This is a genomic window from Methylopila jiangsuensis, from assembly GCF_027922305.1.
Taxonomy (GTDB): domain Bacteria; phylum Pseudomonadota; class Alphaproteobacteria; order Rhizobiales; family Methylopilaceae; genus Methylopila; species Methylopila jiangsuensis.
On the sequence record NZ_BSFK01000007.1, the window covers coordinates 95,521 to 117,229 of the forward strand.

The window sequence follows — 21,709 nt, forward strand, 5'->3', positions numbered from 1 at the left end:
AAGTCCACAGCGGATCGGGGATCGGAGCGATCTCCGGGTTCGCGACCCTGGTCCGGCTCAAGGCCCCGTCAGTATAGATTCCGTCGAACCCTTTCGATAACAGTCTAGCTGAATGGAGCGCACAGCGGACCTTTCTAGCTGCCGCTATGGGCAGGAGCGGCGGTGGGGTGGTCCAGACAATCTCAAGTCGTGGATGCCCGAGACAGGCTCCGGCATGACGGCGATCTTGGCTCCCCGCAGCGTCGCTCAGATGCTCGCCACCGTCTTCAGCCGGGCGCGGGGGTGGATTTCGTTCTGCGACATCACCGGCGTCTGGTTGCGGAAGCGCTCGACGATGGAGCGCACGAACGGCCGCGAGGCGGCGGAGGTGAGCAGCACCGGCGTCTCGCCCTGGCGGGCCGCCTCCTCGAAGCGGTCGCGCACCAGGCCGATGAAGTCGTGCAGCTTGGAGGGCGCCATGGCGAGCGAGCGGTCGTCGCCGGAGCCCACGATCGATTCGGCGAAGGTCTGCTCCCATTGCGGGGACAGGGTGACGAGCGGCACGTAGCCGCCGGGCGCCTGGTGCTGGGCGCAGAGCTGGCGCGACAGCCGGGCGCGCACATGCTCCACGATCTGGGCCGGCGAGCGGGTGAAGGAGGTCGCCTCCGCGATCCCTTCGAGAATCGTGCCGAGGTCGCGGATCGACACCCGCTCCGCCAGCAGGAGCTGCAGCACCCGCTGGATGCCGGTGGTGGAGATCTGGCCGGGCACGATGTCCTCCACCAGCTTCTGCTGCTCCTTGGGTAGCTCCTTCAGCAGCTTGGAGACCTCGGCGTAGGACAGCAGGTCCGGCATGTTGGCCTTGACGATCTCGTTGAGATGCGTCGAGAGCACCGTGGTCGCGTCCACCACGGTGTAGCCGAGGATGTTGGCTTCCTCCCGCAGCGAGGCGTCGACCCATGTGGCGGGAAGGCCGAAGGTGGGCTCGGTGGTGTGGACGCCGGGCAGCGACACCTGCGCGCCGGTGGGGTCCATGGTCATGAACTGGTTCGGGTAGACCGCGCCGCCGCCGGCCTCCACCTCCTTCACCTTGACCACATAGGCGTTGGGGGCGAGCTGCAGGTTGTCGAGCAGGCGCACCTGCGGCATCACGAAGCCCGCCTCCGCCGCGATGGAGCGGCGCAGCGCCTTGATCTGTTCGGTGAGCTTGTCCGGGCCGGAGCTCGCGTCCACCAGCGGCAGCAGCGCGTAGCCGAGCTCGATCTTGACGTCGTCCATCTTGAGCGCGTCGGACGGCTGCTCCTCCGCCGCGGGCGCCGCGCCCGCCGCTCCCGGCCCGGCGTTCGCGCCGACGATCGCCGCCACCCGCGCGGCCTCCTCCGCGGCGCGCGTCTTGGAGGCGCGGTAGGCGAGCCAGCCCGCGCCGGCCGCAAGCCCCATGAACGGGATGAAGGGGATGCCCGGCAGCATGGCCATGATCGCCATCACCGCGGCTGCGAGGCCGAGCGCCTTGGGGTAGCCGGAGAGCTGGCGCACCAGCGCCCGGTCGGCGGAGCCCGAGACGCCCGCCTTCGACACCAGCAGGCCGGCGGCGGTGGAGACGATCAGCGCCGGGATCTGGCTGACGAGGCCGTCGCCGATGGAGAGCAGGGTGTAGGAACGGGCGGCTTCGGCGAAGCCTAGGCCGTTCTGGGCGATGCCCACGATCATGCCGCCGATGATGGTGATGAACAGGATCAGCAGGCCGGCGATGGCGTCGCCGCGCACGAATTTCGAGGCGCCGTCCATGGCGCCGAAGAAGGTCGATTCGTCCTCCAGCTCCTTGCGGCGGGTCTTGGCGGTGGCCTCGTCGATCAGGCCGGCGGAGAGGTCGGCGTCGATCGCCATCTGCTTGCCGGGCATGGCGTCGAGGGTGAAGCGGGCGGCGACCTCGGCGATGCGGCCCGAACCCTTGGTGATGACGACGAAGTTCACGATGATCAGGATCGCGAACACGATCACGCCGATCACGAAATTGCCGCCCATGACGAAGGAGCCGAAGGCCTCGATCACATGGCCGGCGGCGTCGGTGCCCTCATGGCCGTGGCCGAGGATCAGGCGCGTGGAGGCGAGGTTGAGCGCCAGCCGCAGCATGGTCGCCACCAGCAGCACGGTGGGGAAGGCCGAGAACTCCAGCGGCTTCTCGATGAACAGCGCCGTCATCAGGATCAGGACGGAGAGCGTGATCGAGATCGCCAGCAGCAGGTCCAGCAGCAGCGGCGGCAGCGGCACGATGAGCACGCACAGGATGACCAGCACCCCGAGCGCGAGGCCGAGATCGCCCTTGCGCAGCACGTCCAGCGCCTTGGCGAAGCCGGCCTGGCCCGCGAAGCCGCCCCCCGGGGCCCGCGCCGCGGCGGGCGCCGGCGCCTGACCCGTAACCGTGACGTCCGACATCCCCCGCCCTTTCGCATCGTGCGACGCTGGGCAGAAATTGCCGGCTGCATGGTTTCCGAAAGGTTAACGGCTTTGCGAAAGGTAGCGCGAACGCTTTGGGAAAGGCGGCCCTTAACCCGATCCTCGTACGTCATGGATATGTGATTTACATCGGGAGAGATGGCCCATGCCGTCCACAATCCAGGCGCCCGCGACCGGCGCCGGAAGCGACGACGCCCAGTCGCGCCTCGCCTTTCTGCAGATCGACGCCGCGACCCGCTCCGACCTGCGGGAGGCGTGGGCGATCGCCAAGCCGGCGCTCGGCGACATTCTCGACGGGTTCTACGCCCATCTGGTCAAGCAGCCGCAGCTGGCGGGCCGGGTGAAGGGCAACGAACCGCGCCTGAAATCGGCGCAAGGGGTGCACTGGGAGCGGCTGTTCTCCGGCGCCTTCGATGAGGCCTATTTCGACAGCGTGCGCCGCATCGGCATGGCCCATGTGAAGATCGGGCTGGAGCCGCGGTGGTACATCGGCGGCTACGCCTTCGTGCAGGACCGGCTGCTGGAGATCTTCGGCCGGGAGAAGCGGTTCTCCGGCCCGGCCGCCATGCGCTACGCCCGCGCCGCCTCCAAGGCCGTCATGCTCGACATGGAGCTCGCGATCTCGGTCTATCAGGACAAGATCATGGGCGACCTCGCCACCAAGAACGCGGCGATCGAAAGCGCCATCAACGCTTTCGACCATGTGGTGGCGGAGGCGCTGGGCGGGGTCGCCGCGGCGTCGGACCGGCTGGGCGGCACCGCCTCCACCTTGGAGGCGGCGGCGCTCGCCACCAACGACCGTTCGGCGGTGGTGGCGAGCGCCGCCAGCGACACCGCGGCCATCGTGCGCGGCTCGGCCGCGGCCACCGAAGAGCTCGCGGCCTCGATTCGCCAGATCGGCGAGCAGGCCCGCCGCTCGCTGGAGAAGTCCGAGCAGGCCGCGCAGGAAGCCACCCGCACCAACGGCGCCATGACCGAGCTCGCCGACACCGCGAACCGCATCGGCTCCGTGGTCGGGCTGATCTCCGCCATCGCCGGACAGACCAACCTGCTGGCCCTGAACGCCACCATCGAGGCGGCGCGGGCGGGCGACGCCGGGCGCGGCTTCGCGGTCGTCGCCTCGGAGGTGAAGGAGCTCGCGCGGCAGACCGCGGAGGCCACCGACAGCATCGCGAGCCAGATCGCGGCGATCCAGGCCTCCACCCAGGCCTCCGCCGGCGACATCGCCCGCGTGCTGGACAGCATCGCCGAGGTGGCGGACATCGCGGGCGGCATCTCGCTCGCCGTGGAGCAGCAGGAGGCCGCCACCCGCGAGATCGCCGAGAACGCCCAGGGCGCGGCGCGCAACACCGGCGAGGTGAACGATTCCATCGTCGTGGTGCAGGACTCCAACGGCCAGACCCATGCGGCGGCGATCGAGGTCCACACGCTGTCCGGCGACATCCGCCGCCAGGTGGACGGCATCCAGAGCATGGTGCAGGACTTCTTCGCGAAGGTGCGCGCGGCGTAAAAATTTATACGGGTAAATTGACTCCATAAAATAATCCGGGTAATTCGTCGCGCAGGCACAGGAGCATGTGGGATGGATGAGCGAGAGACCGGCGCCTGCACGGCGTTTCTGAACGGGAATCGGCTGGCCTCGGGGACGCCGGAGGATGTGTCGGTCGCGTGCCGCGCCGCGCTGGCGGCCGCGCCCCACGCGGAGATCCGGGTGTTCGACGACGCCACGGCGCGACCGGTCGATTTCGACCTGCGCGGATCGACGGAGGAGGTCCGGGCGCGGCACGCCGCCCCGCCCCGGCGGCCCGGCAGACCGAAGCTCGGCGTCGTGGCGCGGGAGGTGACGCTGTTGCCGCGCCATTGGGAATGGCTCGGCGCCCAGCGGGGTGGGGCGTCCGTCGCCTTGCGCCGCCTGATCGACGAGGCGCGGGCGGAGAGCGCGGCGGCGGACCGGACGCGGGCCGCGCAGGAGGCCGCGTTTCGGTTTCTGCAGGCCATGGCCGGAGACCGGCCGCATTTCGAGGAGGCCATCCGGGCGCTGTTCGCGAGCGACGCCGGGCGTTTCGCCGCGCAGATGGCGGGCTGGCCCGAGGATATCACGGCCTATGCGCGTAAGCTGGCCTCTCCGGCCCTGACGCCTGCGGCCGCGCCAGCCTCCCGCGATCCGGCGATGTGACGGCGTCTGTCCGCCTGTGATCGGGCGGCGGATTTGAGCCGGCGCCCGATCATGCTAGGGAGCGCCGGTCTGAACGTCGGAGCGTCCCCGCCATGATCCCCCGCTACTCCCGTCCCGAGATGGCCGACATCTGGTCGCCCGAGACCCGGTTCCGCATCTGGTTCGAGATCGAGGCCCACGCCTGCGACGCGCTGGCGGAGATCGGCGTCATTCCGAAGGAGGCTGCGAAGACCATCTGGGAGAAGGGCGGCGCCGCCACCTTCGACGTGGCCCGCATCGACGAGATCGAGCGCGAGACCAAGCACGACGTCATCGCCTTCCTGACCCATCTGGCCGAATTCGTCGGGCCGGACTCCCGCTTCGTGCATCAGGGCATGACCTCTTCGGACGTGCTCGACACCTGCCTGTCCGTGCAGCTCGTCCGGGCGAGCGACATCCTGATCGCCGACGTGGACCGTCTGCTCGCGGCGCTGAAGACGCGCGCGCTTGAGCACAAGCACACCCCGACCATCGGCCGCAGCCATGGCATCCACGCCGAGCCGACCACCTTCGGCCTGAAGCTCGCGGGCTTCTACGTGGAGTTCGAGCGCGCCCGCGAGCGTCTGGTCGCGGCCCGCAAGGAGGTCGCCACCTGCGCCATCTCCGGGGCGGTGGGCACCTTCGCCAACATCGACCCCCGGGTGGAGGCCCATGTGGCGGAGAAGCTCGGTCTGACGGTGGAGCCGGTCTCGACCCAGGTCATTCCCCGCGACCGGCACGCCATGTTCTTCGCCACGCTCGGCGTGGTCGCCTCCTCCATGGAGCGTCTGGCGATCGAGGTGCGGCATCTGCAGCGCACCGAGGTGCTGGAGGCGGAAGAGTATTTCTCCCCGGGCCAGAAGGGCTCGTCGGCCATGCCGCACAAGCGCAACCCGGTGCTGACCGAGAACATCACCGGCCTCGCCCGCATGGTGCGCGCCTACGCGCTGCCCGCCATGGAGAACGTGGCGCTCTGGCACGAGCGCGACATCTCGCACTCGTCCGTCGAGCGCATGATCGGCCCGGACGCCACCGTGACGCTGGACTTCGCGCTGAACCGCATGGCGGGCGTCGTTGAGAACCTGCTGGTCTATCCGGAGCGCATGCAGGGCAATCTCGACCGGCTCGGCGGGCTGGTGCATTCCCAGCGCGTGCTGCTGGCGCTGACGCAGAAGGGCGCGAGCCGCGAGGACAGCTACCGTCTGGTCCAGCGCAACGCCATGCCGGTGTGGCGCGGGGAGGGCGACTTCCTCACCCTGCTCAAGGCCGACGCGGACGTGACCGCCTACCTCACCGAAGCCGAACTCGAGGAGGCCTTCGACCTCGGCTACCACTTCAAGGCCGTGGACCAGACCTTCGCCCGGGTGTTCGGCGAGGGCTGAGCCGACGGGATCGGGCCGGTCCCGGAAAACATCGCCGTCATGCCCGCGAAGAGGTGGGCATGACGGCGAGCGCGAATGTCCAAACGGGCGCCTAGTTCGCCAGATGCGGCCGGATGATCGTCAGCATCCGGTCGGCCGTCGTGCCGGGCGGGAAGAAGCCGAGATACCGGCCCTCCGGATCCATCAGGTAGATGAAGGCCGAGTGGTCGACCGTGTAGCCGCCGCCGGGCAGCTCGACCTTCTCGTAGAACACCTTGTAGGCGTCGGCCGCCTTGCGCACGGCGTCGGCGTCGCCCCTCAGCCCGACCAGTCGGGGGTGAAAGGCGGCGACATATTCGGCCATGCGCGCAGGCCCGTCGCGTTCCGGGTCAAGGGTGATGAACAGCGGCTGCACCTTGTCGGCGTCGTCGCCGAGCAGGATCAGGGCCTGCGTGATCTCGTGAAGGTCGGTCGGGCAGATGTCCGGGCAGCTGGTGAAGCCGAAATAGACCAGCAGGTGCTTGCCCCTGTAGTCGGCGTCGGTCCGCGCCCGCCCCGTCTGGTCGAACAGGGCGAAGGGGCCGCCGACGGGCTCGCGGCTCCACATCAGCACGTCCATCAGCTCCGCGGCGGAGCGGCGCGGCGCCGTCGCATCGCTGCGAGCGGGCGCGGCCTGAAGGCAGCACAGCGCCGCCGTCAGAACCGCAGCGGCGACGGCTTCACGCACCGAAGGTGAGCCTGCTTCCGGTGGTGGGGACGATGACGTTGGCGGGCATCTGCGCCTGGGCCTCGAGCGCGAAGTTGAGCCCGCTGCAATGCATCGGGATGACCACGTCGGGCTTCAGCTTCCCGATCTCGGCGACGACCTGCGTGAGATAGTCCTTCGGCGCCGGCCCGAGATGGAAGCCGCCCACGATCGCATGCACCTTCTCGACGCCCGACACCTCCTGCGCCTGCCGCACCGAATTGACGATGCCCACATGGCCGCAGGAGCTGATCACCACCAGCCCCTTGTCCTTGACGTTGAAGCAGGTGGCGTGCTCGTGGACGTGCTCGTCGGGAACGATCTGCCCCGCGAGTTCGGCCGCAGAATAATGGCTGGCGTCGCAACCGAGGCCGTCCTTGATTCCGCGCTCGACGAAAGTGTTGGGCAGGATGCGCTCGATCGACGAGCGCTTGATCTGGCCGGTGGTGAAAGCGTGGTCGGCGACCACCGTCGGCGTCTCGCAGAGCACCGTCGTAATCCGGCGCGCCGCCAGTTCGCGCCGGTCCAGCTGCCCGAAATCGGTGAACTGGCCCTTGACGGCGGTCGGGCTGACCCGATGGCAGAAGTTGTCCTCGCCGCCGGCGTAGAGCTTCACGTCCGCCGCGAGGTCCTGCCGGTACCGGTCGAGGAAGCCCGTCAGGCCGCCGTAATGATCGTGATGCCCGTGGCTGACGATCAGCGCGTTCACCTTGGTCGGGTCGACCTTCAGAATCTCGATGTTGTTGATCAGCGCCTCCGGGCTGTAGCCGAAGTCGAGCAGGATGGCGCGGGCCTCGTCGCCCCGCTGGGTCTCCGCGAACAGCGAGAGGCCCCACTGGTTGTGCAGGACCCGGCGGTAGTCCTGCCCGCGGCCGCTGCCGGGCGGCTGATGCAGCACGCCCTGAACCGTGCTCGGCTTCAGAAACTGGTCATGAGCGGAGTCGATCAGGACGCGGAGGCTGAGCTTGTCCACGGTCGGAACCGCGATGGGGCCCGCGTTCGCGATCTCGATGCAGGAGAACCCGGCTGCGGCGCCGGCGGCGAAGGCCGCTGACGCCTTCAGGAAGCTTCGTCTTTCGATGGTCCCGGCCATGCCTTTTTCTCCGGCGAGATGAGTCGCCGGAACAAATGACATTAAATCTATGGAATAACAATAATGATATGGGCCTTATGCGCGGTCCGTGAAGCGCGAGCCTGGAAGTCGGCCGGGGATCGGCGTTTCGGCCGCCTTGCGTCCGTGAGCCGATGCAGAAAGGGCGGCCCAAGGCCGCCCTTCGCGTGTTCCGTAATCGCGTTCAGCGGTCCCGGTCGCGTCCGCCGCCACGGTCGCCGCCCCTGTCTCCGCCGCGTCCGCCGTGGTCGCCGCCGCCGCGCTCCATGCGGCCGCCGCCGCCCTCGAAGCGCGGACGGTCGCCGCCGCGGTCGCGATAGGCGCCGGGCGAACCCCAGCCGGGGCCGCCATAGCCCATGTTGCGGTCGCGCTCCGGCCGGTCAGGCCGCTCCGGGCGATCGGGCCGTTCCGGACGGCCGGGCCTGTCGGGTCGATCGGGGCGGTCGCCTCCCCAGCCGGGACGGTCGGGGCGGCCCGGACGATCCGGACGGCCGGGCCGATCGCCGCCCCAGCCGGGACGGCCCGGGCGGTCGCCGATCCAGCCCGGGCGATCCGGACGGCCGGGGCGGTCCCATCCGGGACGTCCAGGCCTGCCCCAATGGGGCGGGCGGGGGCGATGGGAGCCGTGCCAGCCGGGCCGGCCGGGACGCACGCCCCACCAGCGGCCGCCCCAGTAGTAATAGCCGTCCGAGAAGTACCACGGGCGGTCGTCCCAGTAGCCGCCGATCGACAGCCCGTAGGCCGGATCCTCGACCTCCTCCTCGATGATCACCCGCTCCCGCACGGCGCGGGACAGGTAGCTCGCGCTGGCGAAGCCGCTGCGGGCGCCGAGATCGACCTCGCACCAGGCGCCGTCGCAGCCGATGACCTCGACGCTGCGGCCGGCGGGGATGGTCCCGATCACGGAGTAGGACGTGCCGGGGCCGGAGCGCACGTTCAGATTGGTGGTGGCGGTGGCGGGCGCCGCGAGCGCCGCGCCCGCGGACAGGACCAGCGCGCCGGCGGCCGCCAGCGCCGTCCTCATGCGGACCTTCATGGCCTTGAACTCCATTCCTTGAACCGGCGCGGACGCGCCGTGGAGACATAACGCTTTCGCGAGCGCAAGCGAGCCGCGCCTCGTCTTCGCGCTTCAGCTTTCGAGCTTCACCTGCTCCAGCGCCTCGGCGAGCAGCTCGTCCATGCGCGCCCGCACCTCCGCCACCCGGATGCGCAAGCCCCCGCAGGCGAAGTCGCCGGAGACCTTGCGCAGCACGTCCTCGTCGCCGACCTCCTCGAAATCCGCCATCACCACCGTCTTGGCGTAGCGCTCGGCGTCCTCGCCGGTCTTGCCGAGCTGCTCCGCGGCCCACAGGCCGAGCAGCCGGTTGCGGCGGGCGTAGGCCCGGAACCGTATGGCGGCGTCGTGCGCGAACAGGTTTTCGAACGCGCGTTCGCGCTCATCGAAGGTGGTCATGGCTTGTCCCTTGCGGCCTCCGCCGCGCTTTTGTCGCCCTCACGCAAGTAAGAACCTGCGATTGTGGCGAAGCAACGCGCAGAGCGGCGTCCGGCGCCCCTTCCTTCGTCGAGAGGCCGTCTTGGCAGAGCGCGCGCCTGCGCTTACATTCGCGCAAGCGTCGCTGGACCTTGGGGCTCCGCCGTCGCGACCGACGCGAAAGGCCCGAAATGAACCCGAATTTCCGGAACTTCGCCCTCTGGGTGATCATAGTTCTGCTGCTGCTCGCCCTGTTCACGCTGTTCCAGAACCCCGGACAGCGCTCACAGCCCAACGACATCTCCTTCAGCCAGCTGCTGACCGAGGTGGACAACGGCCGCGTGCGCGGGGTGGTGATCGAAGGGCCGAACATTTCGGGCCAGTACACCGACGGCTCCCAGTTCCAGACCTACGCCCCGAGCGACCCCTCGCTGGTGAAGCGGCTCTATGACAAGGGCGTGTCCATCACCGCGCGGCCGCCGGGCGACAACATGCCGTGGATGGTGGCGCTGCTGCTGCAGTGGCTGCCCTTCATCGCGCTGATCGCGGTCTGGGTGTTCCTGTCCCGGCAGATGCAGGGCGGCGCCGGCAAGGCCATGGGCTTCGGCAAGTCCAAGGCCAAGCTGCTGACCGAGGCCCACGGCCGCGTCACCTTCGACGACGTGGCGGGCGTGGACGAGGCCAAGGACGACCTGCAGGAGATCGTGGAGTTCCTGCGCGACCCGCAGAAGTTCCAGAGGCTCGGCGGCCGCATTCCCCGCGGCGTGCTGCTGGTCGGCCCTCCCGGCACCGGCAAGACGCTGATCGCCCGCGCGGTGGCGGGCGAGGCCAACGTGCCGTTCTTCACCATTTCGGGCTCCGACTTCGTGGAGATGTTCGTGGGCGTCGGCGCGAGCCGCGTGCGCGACATGTTCGAGCAGGCCAAGAAGAACGCGCCCTGCATCATCTTCATCGACGAGATCGACGCGGTGGGCCGCCATCGCGGCGCCGGCCTCGGCGGCGGCAACGACGAGCGCGAGCAGACGCTGAACCAGCTGCTCGTGGAGATGGACGGCTTCGAGGCGAACGAGGGCATCATCCTCATCGCCGCCACCAACCGTCCCGACGTGCTCGATCCCGCGCTGATGCGTCCGGGCCGGTTCGACCGCCAGGTGGTGGTGGCCAACCCGGACATCATCGGCCGCGAGAAGATCCTGAAGGTGCATGTGCGCAAGGTGCCGCTGGCGCCGGACGTGGACCTGAAGACCATCGCCCGCGGCACGCCCGGCTTCTCCGGCGCGGACCTGATGAACCTCGTCAACGAGGCCGCGTTGATGGCCGCGCGCCGCTCCAAGCGCATGGTGACCGCCGCCGAGTTCGACGCCGCCAAGGACAAGATCATGATGGGCGCGGAGCGCCGCATGGTGATGACCGACGACGAGAAGCGGGTGACCGCCTATCACGAGGCCGGCCACGCCATCGTCGCGCTCTACACGCCCGCGAACGATCCGATCCACAAGGCGACGATCATTCCCCGCGGCCGCGCCCTCGGCATGGTGCAGTACCTGCCGGAGCGGGACCAGATCTCCATCTCGTACGAGCAGCTCACCTCGCGCCTCGCCATGGCCATGGGCGGCCGCGTGGCGGAGGAGATCTTCTTCGGTGAGGACAAGGTGACGGCGGGCGCCCAGTCGGACATCCAGATGGCGACAAACATCGCCCGCGGGATGGTGACGCGCTGGGGCTTCTCCAAGGAGCTCGGCACCGTGGCTTACGGCGAGAACCAGGACGAGGTGTTCCTCGGCATGTCGGTCGCCCGCCAGCAGAACGTCAGCGGCACGACGATGCTGAAGATCGACAATGAGATCAAACGCTTCATCGACGAGGGCTACGACACCGCCCGGCGCATCGTGACCGAGCATCGCGACCAGATGGACCAGCTCGCCAAGGCGCTGCTCGAATACGAGACGCTGACCGGCGAGGAGATCAAGGCGCTGCTCGAGGGCCGTCCGCCGGTGCGCGACGCCGACGAGCCGCCGGCCCCGCGCGGCTCCGCGGTGCCGACCGCCGGCAAGCCCCGCCGCCGCCCCGACGGCGGGCTGGAGCCCCAGCCGCAGGCGTGAGCGCCGCCATCCTATGACGGAAAGGGGCCGGGCGGCGACGTCCGGCCTTTTTCATTTCAGAAGAATTCGCGCGGCGCCGTAACGGACGCTCACGATTTTTGAACGTCGTTGCGTCAGGCTCGCGCTATGACGTCAAGCTGGCGGGCGTGCGCCGGCCCAAAAGACCTGAGGAGCGCTGCATGACGCGGAAGTACTTCGGCACGGACGGTATCCGCGGACAGGCCAACAAGTTTCCCATCACGCCTGACTTCGCCATGAAGGTCGGCATGGCCGCCGGCATCGCCTTTCGGCGCGGCGATTACCGCCATCGGGTGGTGATCGGCAAGGACACCCGCCTGTCCGGCTACATGATCGAGAGCGCGCTTCAGGCGGGCTTCACCTCGGTGGGGGTGGACGTGCTGCTGCTCGGGCCGATGCCGACGCCGGCGGTGGCGCTGCTCACCCGCTCCATGCGCGCCGATCTGGGCGTGATGATCTCCGCCTCGCACAACCCCTTCGCCGACAACGGCATCAAGCTGTTCGCGCCCGACGGCTACAAGCTGTCGGACGAGGTGGAGGCCGAGATCGAGGCCCTGCTCGACAGCGATCTGGGCCCCAGGCTCGCCGACGCGCCGCAGCTCGGCCGCGCCAAGCGCATCGAGGGCGCGCAGGCCCGCTACATCGAATTCGCCAAGCGCACGCTCACCCGCAACCTCTCGCTGGAGGGTCTGCGCGTGGTGGTCGATTGCGCCAACGGCGCCGCCTACAAGGTCGCGCCCGAGGCGCTGTGGGAGCTGGGCGCCGAAGTGGTGACGCTCGGCGTGGAGCCGAACGGCGTCAACATCAACAAGGACGTGGGCTCCACCGCCCCGAACGCGCTGATCGCCAAGGTGCGCGAGACCCGCGCCGACATCGGGATCGCGCTCGACGGCGACGCCGACCGGGTCATCATCGTGGACGAGAAGGGCCAGGTGGTGGACGGCGACCAGCTCATGGCGGTGGTGGCCTCGTCCTGGGCGGAGGAGGGGCGGCTGTCCGTGCCGGGCCTGGTCTCCACCGTGATGTCCAATCTCGGGCTCGAGCGCTACCTCTCCTCGCTCGGCCTGACGCTGGAGCGCACCCCGGTCGGCGATCGCTACGTGGTCGAGCGCATGCGGGCCAAGGGCTACAATCTCGGCGGCGAGCCGTCCGGTCACATCGTGCTGTCCGATTACGCCACCACCGGCGACGGGCTGGTGGCGGCGCTGCAGCTGCTCGCTGTGGTGCAGAAGGCGGAACGTCCGGTCTCGGAGATCTGCCACTGCTTCGAGCCGCTGCCGCAGGTGATGAAGAACGTGCGCTACAAGGCCGGCCGTCCGCTGGACGACGACGGCGTGCGCGCCGCCATCGCCAAGGCCACCGAGCGGCTCGGCCGCGCGGGCCGGCTCGTGATCCGCCCCTCCGGCACCGAGCCGGTGATCCGCGTGATGGCGGAGGGCGACGACCGCACGCTGGTGACCGACGTGGTCGACGGCGTGGTGGAGGTGATCACCAAGGCGGCCGCCTGACGGCTCGCGCGCTCAGAGATTTCGAACGCACTCGACAGTCTGCGACAAGGAGGAACGATGACCCCGTTTTCAAAGCTGTTCCGCGGGATGGCCATGGCGCTCGCGGTGCTCACGGCGGGCGTGGCGATGGCGCCTGTGGCTGCCTCGGCGGGTGACCGCCGTGGCGGCTATGGCCGGGACCACGGTCATTCCGGCTACCGCGACCGGCATCACTACCGTCACCGCGATTATGGGCGCCGTCACTACTACCGCGGTCATCGGCATCATCGCGGCCGTGACGCGGCAGCCATCGCGGGGGTCGGCATTCTGGGCCTCGCCGCCGGCGCGGCGCTGGCCAACGCCAACCGGGGCGGCTGCCATCTGGAGCGTCAGCGGTTCGTGGATCATCGCGGCGTCCGGCGCACGCGCACGATCGAGGTCTGCGACTGAGTCGACCTCGCGCCGCGGACGGTTTGCGTCCGCAGCCATAGTCCTGTCCGGACGCGCTCGCGAAAGCATTCGCGAGCGCGTTCCCGTTTCGGGACGATTGTCGGATGAACAAACATGGTTGAGTTTTAAGGTTAAGCGCCCTTTAACGATTAACGGTCACAGTGCCAGTCGTGTGGTGAACACGATCGCGTCCGGCGGGTTCGCCGCGGGGCGCCGAACAAGGATCTGGCGGTATGGCCAAATTGACGACCTACGCGCTCGCGGGCGCGCTTGCTATCGCGCTTGCCCCGACGATGGGCCGCGCGGCTGACCTTCCCGAACCCCCGCTGCTGGAGCCGATCGAGCCGGTGGAGTTCGGCTCCGCCTGGTACCTGCGCGGCGACGTGGGCTACAAGTTCTACCGCGATCCCTCGGCGCGGTTCCTTGATCCGGCCTATAAAGGCGTGGACAAGTACAGAAAAGAAAACCTCGACGAGGCCTTCATCTTCGGCGGCGGCGTCGGCTACAAGTTCAACGAGTGGTTCCGCACCGACGTCACGGTGGACTACGAGACCAAGGCGGACTTCGGCGGCAAGCTGTGGTGCATCGGTTGCGCGACGAAGGGGCTCTATTCGGACGAGCGCGCCAAGATTTCGGCGCTCACCTTCCTCGCCAACGCCTATTTCGACATCGGCACCTGGCACGGATTTACGCCTTACGTGGGCGCCGGCATCGGCACGTCGCGCGTGAATGTCGATGACTATCGCTACACCAACCCGAACGGCTCGAAGGGCAAGATCGGCGGCGACCATAAGTGGAACCTCGCCTGGGCGCTCATGGCGGGCGTCGGCTACGAGGTCAGCGACAACATCACCATCGACGCGAACTACCGCTACGTCGATCTGGGCGAAGGACGCACGAAGCGCGTCGCGGGCGTGACCGGCGGTCATCGCGTCAAGATCGACGACATCGCGGCCCACGAGATCCGTCTCGGCGTGCGCTACACGCTCGACTGATCCCAAAGTCTGGCTCGTCTTCAACGCGGCGGAGCGCAACGCTCCGCCGCGTTTTTATTTGTCCGGCGCAGGATCAGGGCGCTTGACGGCGAGCCCCGAGGCGACGTATCCAGCGGCCGGGCCACCCCTCCCCAACGAGGGGCTGCCATCTGAAAGGGTGGTTTTGACATGACCGATACGCCTTCCGTTCGCCCCGCGAACCCCAATTTCTCGTCCGGACCCACGACCAAGCGTCCCGGCTGGTCGTTCGAAGCTCTGGCCAAGGCCGAGCTCGGCCGCTCGCACCGCTCCAAGGCCGGCAAGGCCAAGCTGAAGCACGCGATCGACCTGACCCGCGAGGTCCTGCGCGTTCCGGCCTCCCACCGCATCGCCATCGTTCCAGGCTCCGACACCGGCGCCGTCGAAATGGCCATGTGGTCCATGCTCGGCGCCCGCGGCGTCGAGGTGCTGGCCTGGGAGAGCTTCGGCGCCATCTGGGTGACCGACGCCGTCAAGCAGCTCCGCCTGCCCAACACCAAGGCCGTCGTCGCCGAGTTCGGCAAGCTGCCGGATCTCGCCGCGGTCGATTTCGACAACGACGTCGTCTTCACCTTCAACGGCACCACGGCCGGCGTCCGGGTTCCGAACCACGACTGGATTCCCGCCGACCGCGCCGGCCTGACCATCTGCGACGCGACCTCGGCCGCCTTCGCGATGGAGCTCGACTACGACAAGCTCGATGTGGTCACCTTCTCCTGGCAGAAGGTGATGGGCGGCGAAGCGGCGCACGGCATGCTGATCCTCGGCCCGCGCGCGGTGGAGCGGCTGGAAAGCTTCACGCCGGCCTTCCCGCTGCCGAAGCTGTTCCGCATGACCAAGAACGGCAAGCTGGACGAGGCGCTGTTCGAGGGCGACACCATCAACACGCCCTCCATGCTCTGCGTCGAGGACTATATCGACACGCTGGAATGGGCGAAGACGGTGGGCGGTCTCGACGGGCTGATGGCCCGCGCCGACGCCAGCGCCAAGGCGGTCTACGACTACGCGTCTCGCACGCCCTGGCTGAAGGTTCTGCCCGAGGACCCGGCCACGCGCAGCAACACCGGCGTCTGCCTCACCTTCGCCGATCCGGCGCTCGCCTCCGCCTCGCGCGAGGTTCAGGCGGCCTTCGCCAAGGACTTCGTGGCGCTGCTGGAGACGAAGGGCGTCGCTTACGACTTCGGCTCCTACCGCGACGCGCCTCCCGGCCTGCGCATCTGGTGCGGCGCCACCGTCGAGACCTCGGACGTCGAGGCGCTGCTGCCCTGGCTCGACTGGGCCTACGCGCAGCTGTCGCCGGCGCTCGCCAGGGCGGCCTGATCAAGCGCGCGGGGCCCTTCGGGTCTGGCGGTTAGGGATGATGGACGGTCGGCGCGCAAGCCGACCGGTCAGGCCCTCACATTCGTCGCGCAGGCCTGCTAAGGCAGGCGCGACGACGCGGGTCGCCCGCGCCGCTTGGCCCTTACCTCCGGAGCCCTGACGCCCATGTTCACGCCCGAAAACGCTCTCGAACGCTCGCTCATCCGCGCGATCGAGGAGCCGGACCATCGCATCGCCTTCCTCAAGGAGTTTCTGGAGGCGGAGCTGTCCTTCGCGCTGATGGACCCGGGCGACGGCAAGGGCGGCGGCTACGCGGTGCCGGAGGTGACCCACGAGGACCTGAGCTTCGTGCCGGTCTTCACCTCCGACGCCCGCGTGCAGGCCATGTTCCCGGACGAGAAGCTCATGGTGGTGCGCCAGAGCTTCAAGCAGATCGTGTCCCAGATCGAGGACGCCAACTTCGTCCTCAATCCGGGGTCGGAATACGGCCATGAGTTCATGGCCGAAGACGTGGCGGCCATGCTCGACGGCGACTTCGAGCGCGCCAACGAAGGCTTCGACGTCGCGCCCGACTTCGACGACGAAGAGGACGACCTGCCGACCCTGGTCGGCCGGCCGCAGACGCCGCGCACGCATCTGACGGCGCCGCTGGCGGCGCTGTTCGCCGAACTGGAGGACGTGGAGGCCGCACACCTGGCCGAAGCGACCATCGCCGACGAAGACGGCGTCAAGCGCCTCGTCATCGGCCTCAGGGTGAACGGCGATCTCGACGCGGTGCTCGACCGGGTGGAGGAGGTGCTGGAGAGCTCCGCCCGGCCGACCGACACGATCGACTTCGTGCCGATCCCCGGCTCTCCGCTCGACGGCTACTTCGAGCGGGACGCCGAGCCTTTCTATCGGAAAACCTGAGCGGGCGAGAAGCCCGCGAACACGAGAGAGACCCCCATGGCCCCCCGCGTCCTGATCTCCGACAAGCTGTCGCCCGCGGCGATCCAGATCTTCAGGGACCGGGGGGTCGAGGCGGATTTCCAGCCCGACCTCGGCAAGGACAAGGAGAAGCTGGCCGCCGTCATCGGCGACTATGACGGCCTCGCCATCCGCTCCGCCACCAAGGTCACGCCGAAAATCCTCGCGAACGCGCACAGGCTCAAGGTGATCGGCCGGGCCGGCATCGGCGTCGACAACGTGGACATCCCGGCGGCCACCGCGAAGGGCGTGATCGTGATGAACACGCCCTTCGGCAACTCCATCACCACCGCGGAGCACGCCATCGCGCTGATGTTCGCGGTCGCGCGCGAAATTCCCGCCGCCGACGTCTCCACCCAGGCCGGCAAGTGGGAGAAGAACCGCTTCATGGGCGTGGAGATCACCTCCAAGACGCTCGGGATCATCGGCTGCGGCAACATCGGCTCCATCGTCGCCGAGCGCGCCATCGGGCTGAAGATGCGCGTCATCGCCTTCGATCCGTTCCTTTCGCCGGAGCGGGCGCAGGATCTCGGCGTCGAGAAGGTGGAGCTCGACGAGCTGTTCGCCCGCGCCGACTTCATCACCCTGCACACGCCCCTGACCGAGAAGACGCGCAACGTCATCGACCGGCAGGCGCTGTTCCGCATGAAGAAGGGCGTGCGCATCGTCAACTGCGCCCGCGGCGGGCTGGTGGACGAGGTCGCGCTGCGCGAGGCTTTGGACGCCGGCCATGTGGCGGGCGCCGGCTTCGACGTGTTCGTGACCGAGCCCGCCATCGAGAACCCGCTGTTCGGCCATCCGGCGGTGGTGTGCACGCCCCATCTCGGCGCCGCCACCTCCGAGGCGCAGGAGAACGTGGCGCTGCAGGTGGCCGAGCAGATGTCGGACTACCTGCTGCGCGGCGCGGTGTCGAACGCGGTCAACTCGCCCTCCATCACCGCCGAGGAGGCGCCGCGGCTGCGGCCGTTCGTGGCGCTGGCCGAGAAGCTCGGCTCCTTCGCGGGCCAGCTCACCGACAGCGGCGTGACCGCGGTCCGGATCGAATATGAGGGGCTGGTGGCGGGCATGAACACCCGCGCGCTCACCTCCGCCGCGGTCACCGGCCTGCTGAAGCCGCTGCTCGCGGACATCAACATGGTCTCGGCCCCGGTGATCGCCCGCGAGCGCGGGATCGCCATCGAGGAGGTGCTGCGCGAGGACGCCGACACCTATGACAGCGTCGTCCGCCTGACCGTCACCACCGACGGCCTGACGCGGCATGTGGCCGGCACCGTCTACGCCGACGGCAAGCCCCGCATCATCGACATCAAGGGCATCGAGATCGAGGCCGCCTTCGGCCCGTCCATGCTCTACGTCACCAACGAGGACAAGCCTGGCTACGTGGGCGCGCTCGGCGCGACGCTCGGCGCCGCGGGCGTGAACATCGCCACCTTCAATCTGGGCCGGGCCGCGGAGGGCGGCGACGCCATCGCCATCGTCCAGATCGACGGCGACATCCCGGACGCGGTGGTGGCGCAGGTGCAGGCGCTGGAGCACGTCAAGCACGCCCGCGCGCTCCGGTTCTGAGAGCCCGTTCGGAAAGGACCGCCGCGCGCGACCAGAACTCATGTCATGCCCGAGGCAAGCTCGGGCATGACGGCGAACGCGTTTTTAGGCGTCAGAGTCCTTGGGGGTTTACGCGGCTGCCCCTCACCTGGCGGGCGGCCGGGCTCCCCCTCACCCGCCGCTTCGCGTCGACCTCTCCCCGCCGGGAGAGGTGAGGGCGGGCCTCCTCACCAGATCTAAACGGACGCCCCGGACCTGTGCCGCCCCTTGAGCGCGCGGCCGTCGCCGCGTCACCTCTCCCCGGCGGGGAGAGGTCGGCACGAAGGGCCGGGTGAGGGGGCTTCGGGCAAGCGAGAATCGCACGATCCGCCCGCCACGCCCGAGCCGCGTGACGGGGCCTGTCGTACAGAGCCGTTCCCCGCCGTCAGCCGGCTGCCCTTCGACTCAGGCGCCGCGCACGCCGGGCGCGGGCCGTCCGGGCAGGGCCTTGTCGTCGAACACGCGGCCGCGTCGCTTCGGCCGCGTCAGCGGGCTCGGCACCGGCGCGTTGCCGGTGAGCAGGTCGGTGCCGGAGTAGATGTCGCCCGCCACCTGCAGCGCCAGCCGCTCCTCGTCCTTGCGGCGCACGTCCTCCATCAGCTCCTCCGCTTCCTCCGGCGGCACGCCCAGCTCCTTCAGCGCGGCCTCGCCGAAGGTCAGCGCGGATTCGAGCGTCTCGCGCAGCTGGTAGTCCACGCCGTTGCGGATCAGGTCGATGGCGTGGCCGCGGTCGTAGGCGCGCACGAACAGCTTGGCGTGCGGGAACTCGTGCCGGACGAGATCGGCGATGCGGGTGACGTTGTCGCGCCCGTCGGCGCAGACCAGCACCGCCCGCGCTTCGCCCGCGCCGGAGGTGCGCAGCGTGTCGAGCCGCGAGCCGTCGCCGTAATAGACCTTGAAGCCGAAGTCGGACGCGGCCTCGATCATGTCGACGTTGTTCTCGATGATCGAGACGTCGAAGCCGCGGGCGAGCAGCGGCTGGCTCACCATCTGCCCGAAGCGGCCGAAGCCGATCACCAGCACCGAGCCGGTGAGCCCGTCGGCGTGCTCCACGTCCGCGTCTCCGCGGTCGTCGGCGGGGGGCGGCATCAGATGCTTGAGCGCGATCGTCGTGAACGGCGTCAGCGCCATGGAGATGATGACGGCGGCGGTGAAGATGGCGTTCTCGCGCGCGTCCATCACGCCGGCGGACGTCGCCGCCGAATAGAGCACGAAGGCGAACTCGCCGCCCTGGGCGAACAAGGCGGTGCGGTCGATGGCTTCGCGGTTGGTCGCGCCGGTCGCACGGGCGACGCCATAGATGCCGATCGCCTTCACGATGACGAAGCCCGCCACCGCCAGCGCCACCACGCCCCAGTTGGCGGCGATGGCGGCGAGGTCGAGCGACATGCCGACCGCCAGGAAGAACACGCCCAGCAGCACGCCGCGGAACGGCTCGATGTCCGCCTCGAGCTGGTGGCGGAAGGTGGATTCGGACAGCAGCACGCCGGCGAGGAAGGCGCCCATGGCCATGGAGAGCCCGCCGAGCTCCATCAGCAGCGCCGCGCCCAGCACCACCAGCAGGGCGGCCGCGGTCATCACCTCGCGGGCCTGGGAGCGCGCCAGCACCCGGAACATGGGGTTCAGCAGATACCGCCCGGCGATCACGAGGCCCGCCACCGAGGCGATGGCGATTCCGATTCCGCGCCAGTCGGCGCCGCCGTGGCTGTCCGCGCCCGGCGCCAGGAAGGCGACGATGGCGAGCAGCGGCACGATGGCGAGGTCCTCCAGCAGGAGAATCGCCACCGCCTTCTGTCCGGCGGGCGTGGACACGTCGCCGCGCTCCTCCAGCATCTGCATCACCACCGCGGTGGAGGACAGCACGAAGCCCATGCCGGCAACGAAAGCGACGGCGGGCGACAGGCCGGCGGCGACGCCCGCGCCCGTCAGCAGCGCGCCGCACACGACCACCTGCCCCGCGCCGAGCCCGAAGATCAGCCGGCGCATGGCCCACAACCGCGCGGGCTGCATTTCAAGCCCGATGATGAACAGCAGCATGATGACGCCGAACTCCGCCACATGCAGCACCGAGGCGGGATCGGGGAACAGGCCGAATCCGAACGGGCCGATCACGAGGCCGGCGGCGAAATAGCCGAGCACGGAGCCCAGCCCGAGGCGGCGGAAGATCGGCACGGCGACGACGCCGGCCCCCAGCAGCGCCACCACCTGGATCAGCTGATTTCCCTCGGCCGCCGCCATCGTCCGCTCTCCGTTCCGCGCCAGATGTCCGGGTGATAGCGCACCATCGCCGCATCGCGCAAAAACGCTTGTCCACAGGCGCGTGACAGGGCGATGTCGGCCCGCTTGACAGCCGCACGGTCGTCCCGTACCAAGCGCCCACCAGACGGGGCGCACGCCCCGCTGCGGGGGTGTAGCTCAGTCGGTTAGAGCGCCGGCCTGTCACGCCGGAGGCCGCGGGTTCGAGTCCCGTCACTCCCGCCATGGTGTTCTTGGGCCGGCGACAGCGGCCAGGACAAGGTTCCGACTTCCGGAGCCTCTTTTCCTTCAAAATCTCGACGATGACGCGACGTTTACGCGATCGTCGGCGGTCGTCCTTTTTCGTCGCATCCTGCGCGGCCATTGGCGGCGGCGTGGCCGCGCGCGGAGAAACGCCGCGCACGCTCGGCGTCAGCCGCGCGCGCCGGCCGGCGCCACGGCGGCTTCCGCCATGCCCCAGCGGTCGAAGCTTGAACGCAGGACTCCGTCGGCCTTCATGTCCTCAATCAGCGCGCTGGCGATCTCGATCGCCGCGCCGCGTCCCTTTGGCGCCGCGACGGCTGTGGCGGCGAAATGGAACGGCTCGTCCAGCAGTCGGGCGCCGGGCAGGGCGGGCAGCAGGCTCATGAGCGATTCCCGCCCCAGCGCCAGAGTGTCCGCTTCGCCCGACCGGAACAGGCTGAGCGCCTCGTCGAGCGTGGCGGCGCCGGATGCGGTCGCGAGCGGGGCCGTGCGGCGCGCGCTGCGCAGGGTCGCGGTGTTCTCGACCCCGACGATGCGAACGCCGGCGCGGTTCACGTCCGCCAGGGCCCGGATCGCAGAGCCTTCCGGCAGCAGATGGACGCTTTCGCCGAGATAATGCGCCGCGCCGAAATCGACCACGGCCCTGCGCTCGTCGTCCACGGGCGCGAAGGCGACGTCCCAGGTCCCGCTCGCCGCCGCGGCGATGATCGCGCCCGAGCTGTCATGCTCCACAAGGTCCAGCGGCAGTTCGGCCATCTCCGCCATGCGCCGGGCGATGTCGACCGTCACGCCCTGCGGCCGCCCGGCCGCGTCCCGGCAGGTCCACACCGCGGAGCGCGCCTTGCCCACGGCGACGCCGACGCGCAGCCGGCCCGTGGGAGCGAGCGCCTTCAGCGCCGAAGAGTCCGACAGCCATTGCGCGGCCTCCGACCAGATGCCGGTCATGAACGAA

17 protein-coding genes and 1 tRNA gene are annotated in these 21,709 nt (G+C 69.3%); 11 read left to right on the forward strand and 7 right to left on the reverse strand.

Annotated elements, in window-relative coordinates; genetic code table 11:
• Positions 1 to 246: 246 nt before the first annotated feature.
• On the reverse strand, positions 247 to 2,415 hold the full coding sequence (gene flhA / locus PKE85_RS07560; RefSeq protein WP_271204191.1) for a flagellar biosynthesis protein FlhA: 2,169 nt from the start codon (positions 2,413 to 2,415) through the stop codon (positions 247 to 249).
• Between the two features lie 166 nt (positions 2,416 to 2,581).
• On the opposite strand from flhA, the gene PKE85_RS07565 reads away from it, so the two are divergent.
• The 3 genes from PKE85_RS07565 (at position 2,582) to purB (ending at position 6,012) form a co-directional block, all read left to right on the forward strand.
• Positions 2,582 to 3,946, forward strand: a complete 1,365-nt coding sequence (locus tag PKE85_RS07565) for a globin-coupled sensor protein (protein WP_271204192.1) — start codon at positions 2,582 to 2,584, stop codon at positions 3,944 to 3,946.
• A gap of 72 nt (positions 3,947 to 4,018) precedes the next feature.
• On the forward strand, positions 4,019 to 4,612 hold the full coding sequence (locus PKE85_RS07570; RefSeq protein WP_271204193.1) for a DUF2239 family protein: 594 nt from the start codon (positions 4,019 to 4,021) through the stop codon (positions 4,610 to 4,612).
• A gap of 92 nt (positions 4,613 to 4,704) precedes the next feature.
• A complete protein-coding gene (purB, locus tag PKE85_RS07575) occupies positions 4,705 to 6,012 on the forward strand; it encodes an adenylosuccinate lyase (RefSeq protein ID WP_271204194.1) in 1,308 nt (435 codons plus the stop codon).
• A gap of 91 nt (positions 6,013 to 6,103) precedes the next feature.
• On the opposite strand, the gene PKE85_RS07580 is transcribed toward purB, so the two are convergent.
• From PKE85_RS07580 to PKE85_RS07595, 4 genes are all read right to left on the reverse strand, one after another.
• Positions 6,104 to 6,718 carry an SCO family protein gene (locus PKE85_RS07580; RefSeq protein WP_271204195.1) on the reverse strand — a complete coding sequence of 205 codons (615 nt, stop codon included), beginning with the start codon at positions 6,716 to 6,718 and terminating at the stop codon, positions 6,104 to 6,106.
• Positions 6,711 to 7,829, reverse strand: a complete 1,119-nt coding sequence (locus tag PKE85_RS07585) for an MBL fold metallo-hydrolase (protein WP_271204196.1) — start codon at positions 7,827 to 7,829, stop codon at positions 6,711 to 6,713. Before PKE85_RS07585 ends, PKE85_RS07580 begins: the two co-directional genes overlap by 8 nt.
• 202 nt (positions 7,830 to 8,031) lie before the next feature.
• The gene (locus PKE85_RS07590) at positions 8,032 to 8,883 is read right to left on the reverse strand and encodes an SH3 domain-containing protein (RefSeq protein WP_271204197.1); all 852 of its coding nucleotides are present in this window, start codon (positions 8,881 to 8,883) and stop codon (positions 8,032 to 8,034) included.
• 93 nt (positions 8,884 to 8,976) lie between these two features.
• Positions 8,977 to 9,300: a DUF1476 domain-containing protein gene (locus PKE85_RS07595; RefSeq protein WP_271204198.1), complete on the reverse strand. Its 324-nt coding sequence runs from the start codon at positions 9,298 to 9,300 to the stop codon at positions 8,977 to 8,979.
• 209 nt (positions 9,301 to 9,509) lie between these two features.
• Here PKE85_RS07595 and ftsH point away from each other — a divergent pair, with 209 nt between their 5' ends.
• The 7 genes from ftsH (at position 9,510) to serA (ending at position 18,240) form a co-directional block, all read left to right on the forward strand.
• Positions 9,510 to 11,420: an ATP-dependent zinc metalloprotease FtsH gene (gene ftsH / locus PKE85_RS07600; RefSeq protein WP_271204199.1), complete on the forward strand. Its 1,911-nt coding sequence runs from the start codon at positions 9,510 to 9,512 to the stop codon at positions 11,418 to 11,420.
• A gap of 179 nt (positions 11,421 to 11,599) precedes the next feature.
• Positions 11,600 to 12,946, forward strand: coding sequence for a phosphoglucosamine mutase (gene glmM, locus PKE85_RS07605; protein WP_271204200.1), 1,347 nt, complete (start codon positions 11,600 to 11,602; stop codon positions 12,944 to 12,946).
• Positions 12,947 to 13,003: 57 nt separating this feature from the next.
• Positions 13,004 to 13,375: a hypothetical protein gene (locus tag PKE85_RS07610; RefSeq protein ID WP_271204201.1), complete on the forward strand. Its 372-nt coding sequence runs from the start codon at positions 13,004 to 13,006 to the stop codon at positions 13,373 to 13,375.
• Positions 13,376 to 13,608: 233 nt separating this feature from the next.
• Positions 13,609 to 14,370, forward strand: a complete 762-nt coding sequence (locus PKE85_RS07615) for an outer membrane protein (RefSeq protein ID WP_271204202.1) — start codon at positions 13,609 to 13,611, stop codon at positions 14,368 to 14,370.
• A 168-nt stretch (positions 14,371 to 14,538) separates the two neighbouring features.
• The gene (locus tag PKE85_RS07620) at positions 14,539 to 15,708 is read left to right on the forward strand and encodes a phosphoserine transaminase (RefSeq protein WP_271204203.1); all 1,170 of its coding nucleotides are present in this window, start codon (positions 14,539 to 14,541) and stop codon (positions 15,706 to 15,708) included.
• Between the two features lie 165 nt (positions 15,709 to 15,873).
• Complete coding sequence (locus PKE85_RS07625) at positions 15,874 to 16,617, forward strand: enhanced serine sensitivity protein SseB C-terminal domain-containing protein (protein ID WP_271204204.1); 744 nt, start codon at positions 15,874 to 15,876, stop codon at positions 16,615 to 16,617.
• Between the two features lie 36 nt (positions 16,618 to 16,653).
• On the forward strand, positions 16,654 to 18,240 hold the full coding sequence (gene serA, locus PKE85_RS07630; RefSeq protein WP_271204205.1) for a phosphoglycerate dehydrogenase: 1,587 nt from the start codon (positions 16,654 to 16,656) through the stop codon (positions 18,238 to 18,240).
• Positions 18,241 to 18,663: 423 nt separating this feature from the next.
• Here serA and PKE85_RS07635 read toward each other — a convergent pair whose 3' ends face one another.
• Positions 18,664 to 20,496 carry a monovalent cation:proton antiporter-2 (CPA2) family protein gene (locus tag PKE85_RS07635; RefSeq protein ID WP_271204206.1) on the reverse strand — a complete coding sequence of 611 codons (1,833 nt, stop codon included), beginning with the start codon at positions 20,494 to 20,496 and terminating at the stop codon, positions 18,664 to 18,666.
• A gap of 166 nt (positions 20,497 to 20,662) precedes the next feature.
• Between PKE85_RS07635 and PKE85_RS07640 the strand changes: the two genes are divergently transcribed.
• A tRNA-Asp gene (locus tag PKE85_RS07640) sits at positions 20,663 to 20,739 on the forward strand.
• A gap of 186 nt (positions 20,740 to 20,925) precedes the next feature.
• On the opposite strand, the gene PKE85_RS07645 is transcribed toward PKE85_RS07640, so the two are convergent.
• Positions 20,926 to 21,702: a transporter substrate-binding domain-containing protein gene (locus PKE85_RS07645; RefSeq protein WP_271204207.1), complete on the reverse strand. Its 777-nt coding sequence runs from the start codon at positions 21,700 to 21,702 to the stop codon at positions 20,926 to 20,928.
• Positions 21,703 to 21,709: the final 7 nt, after the last annotated feature.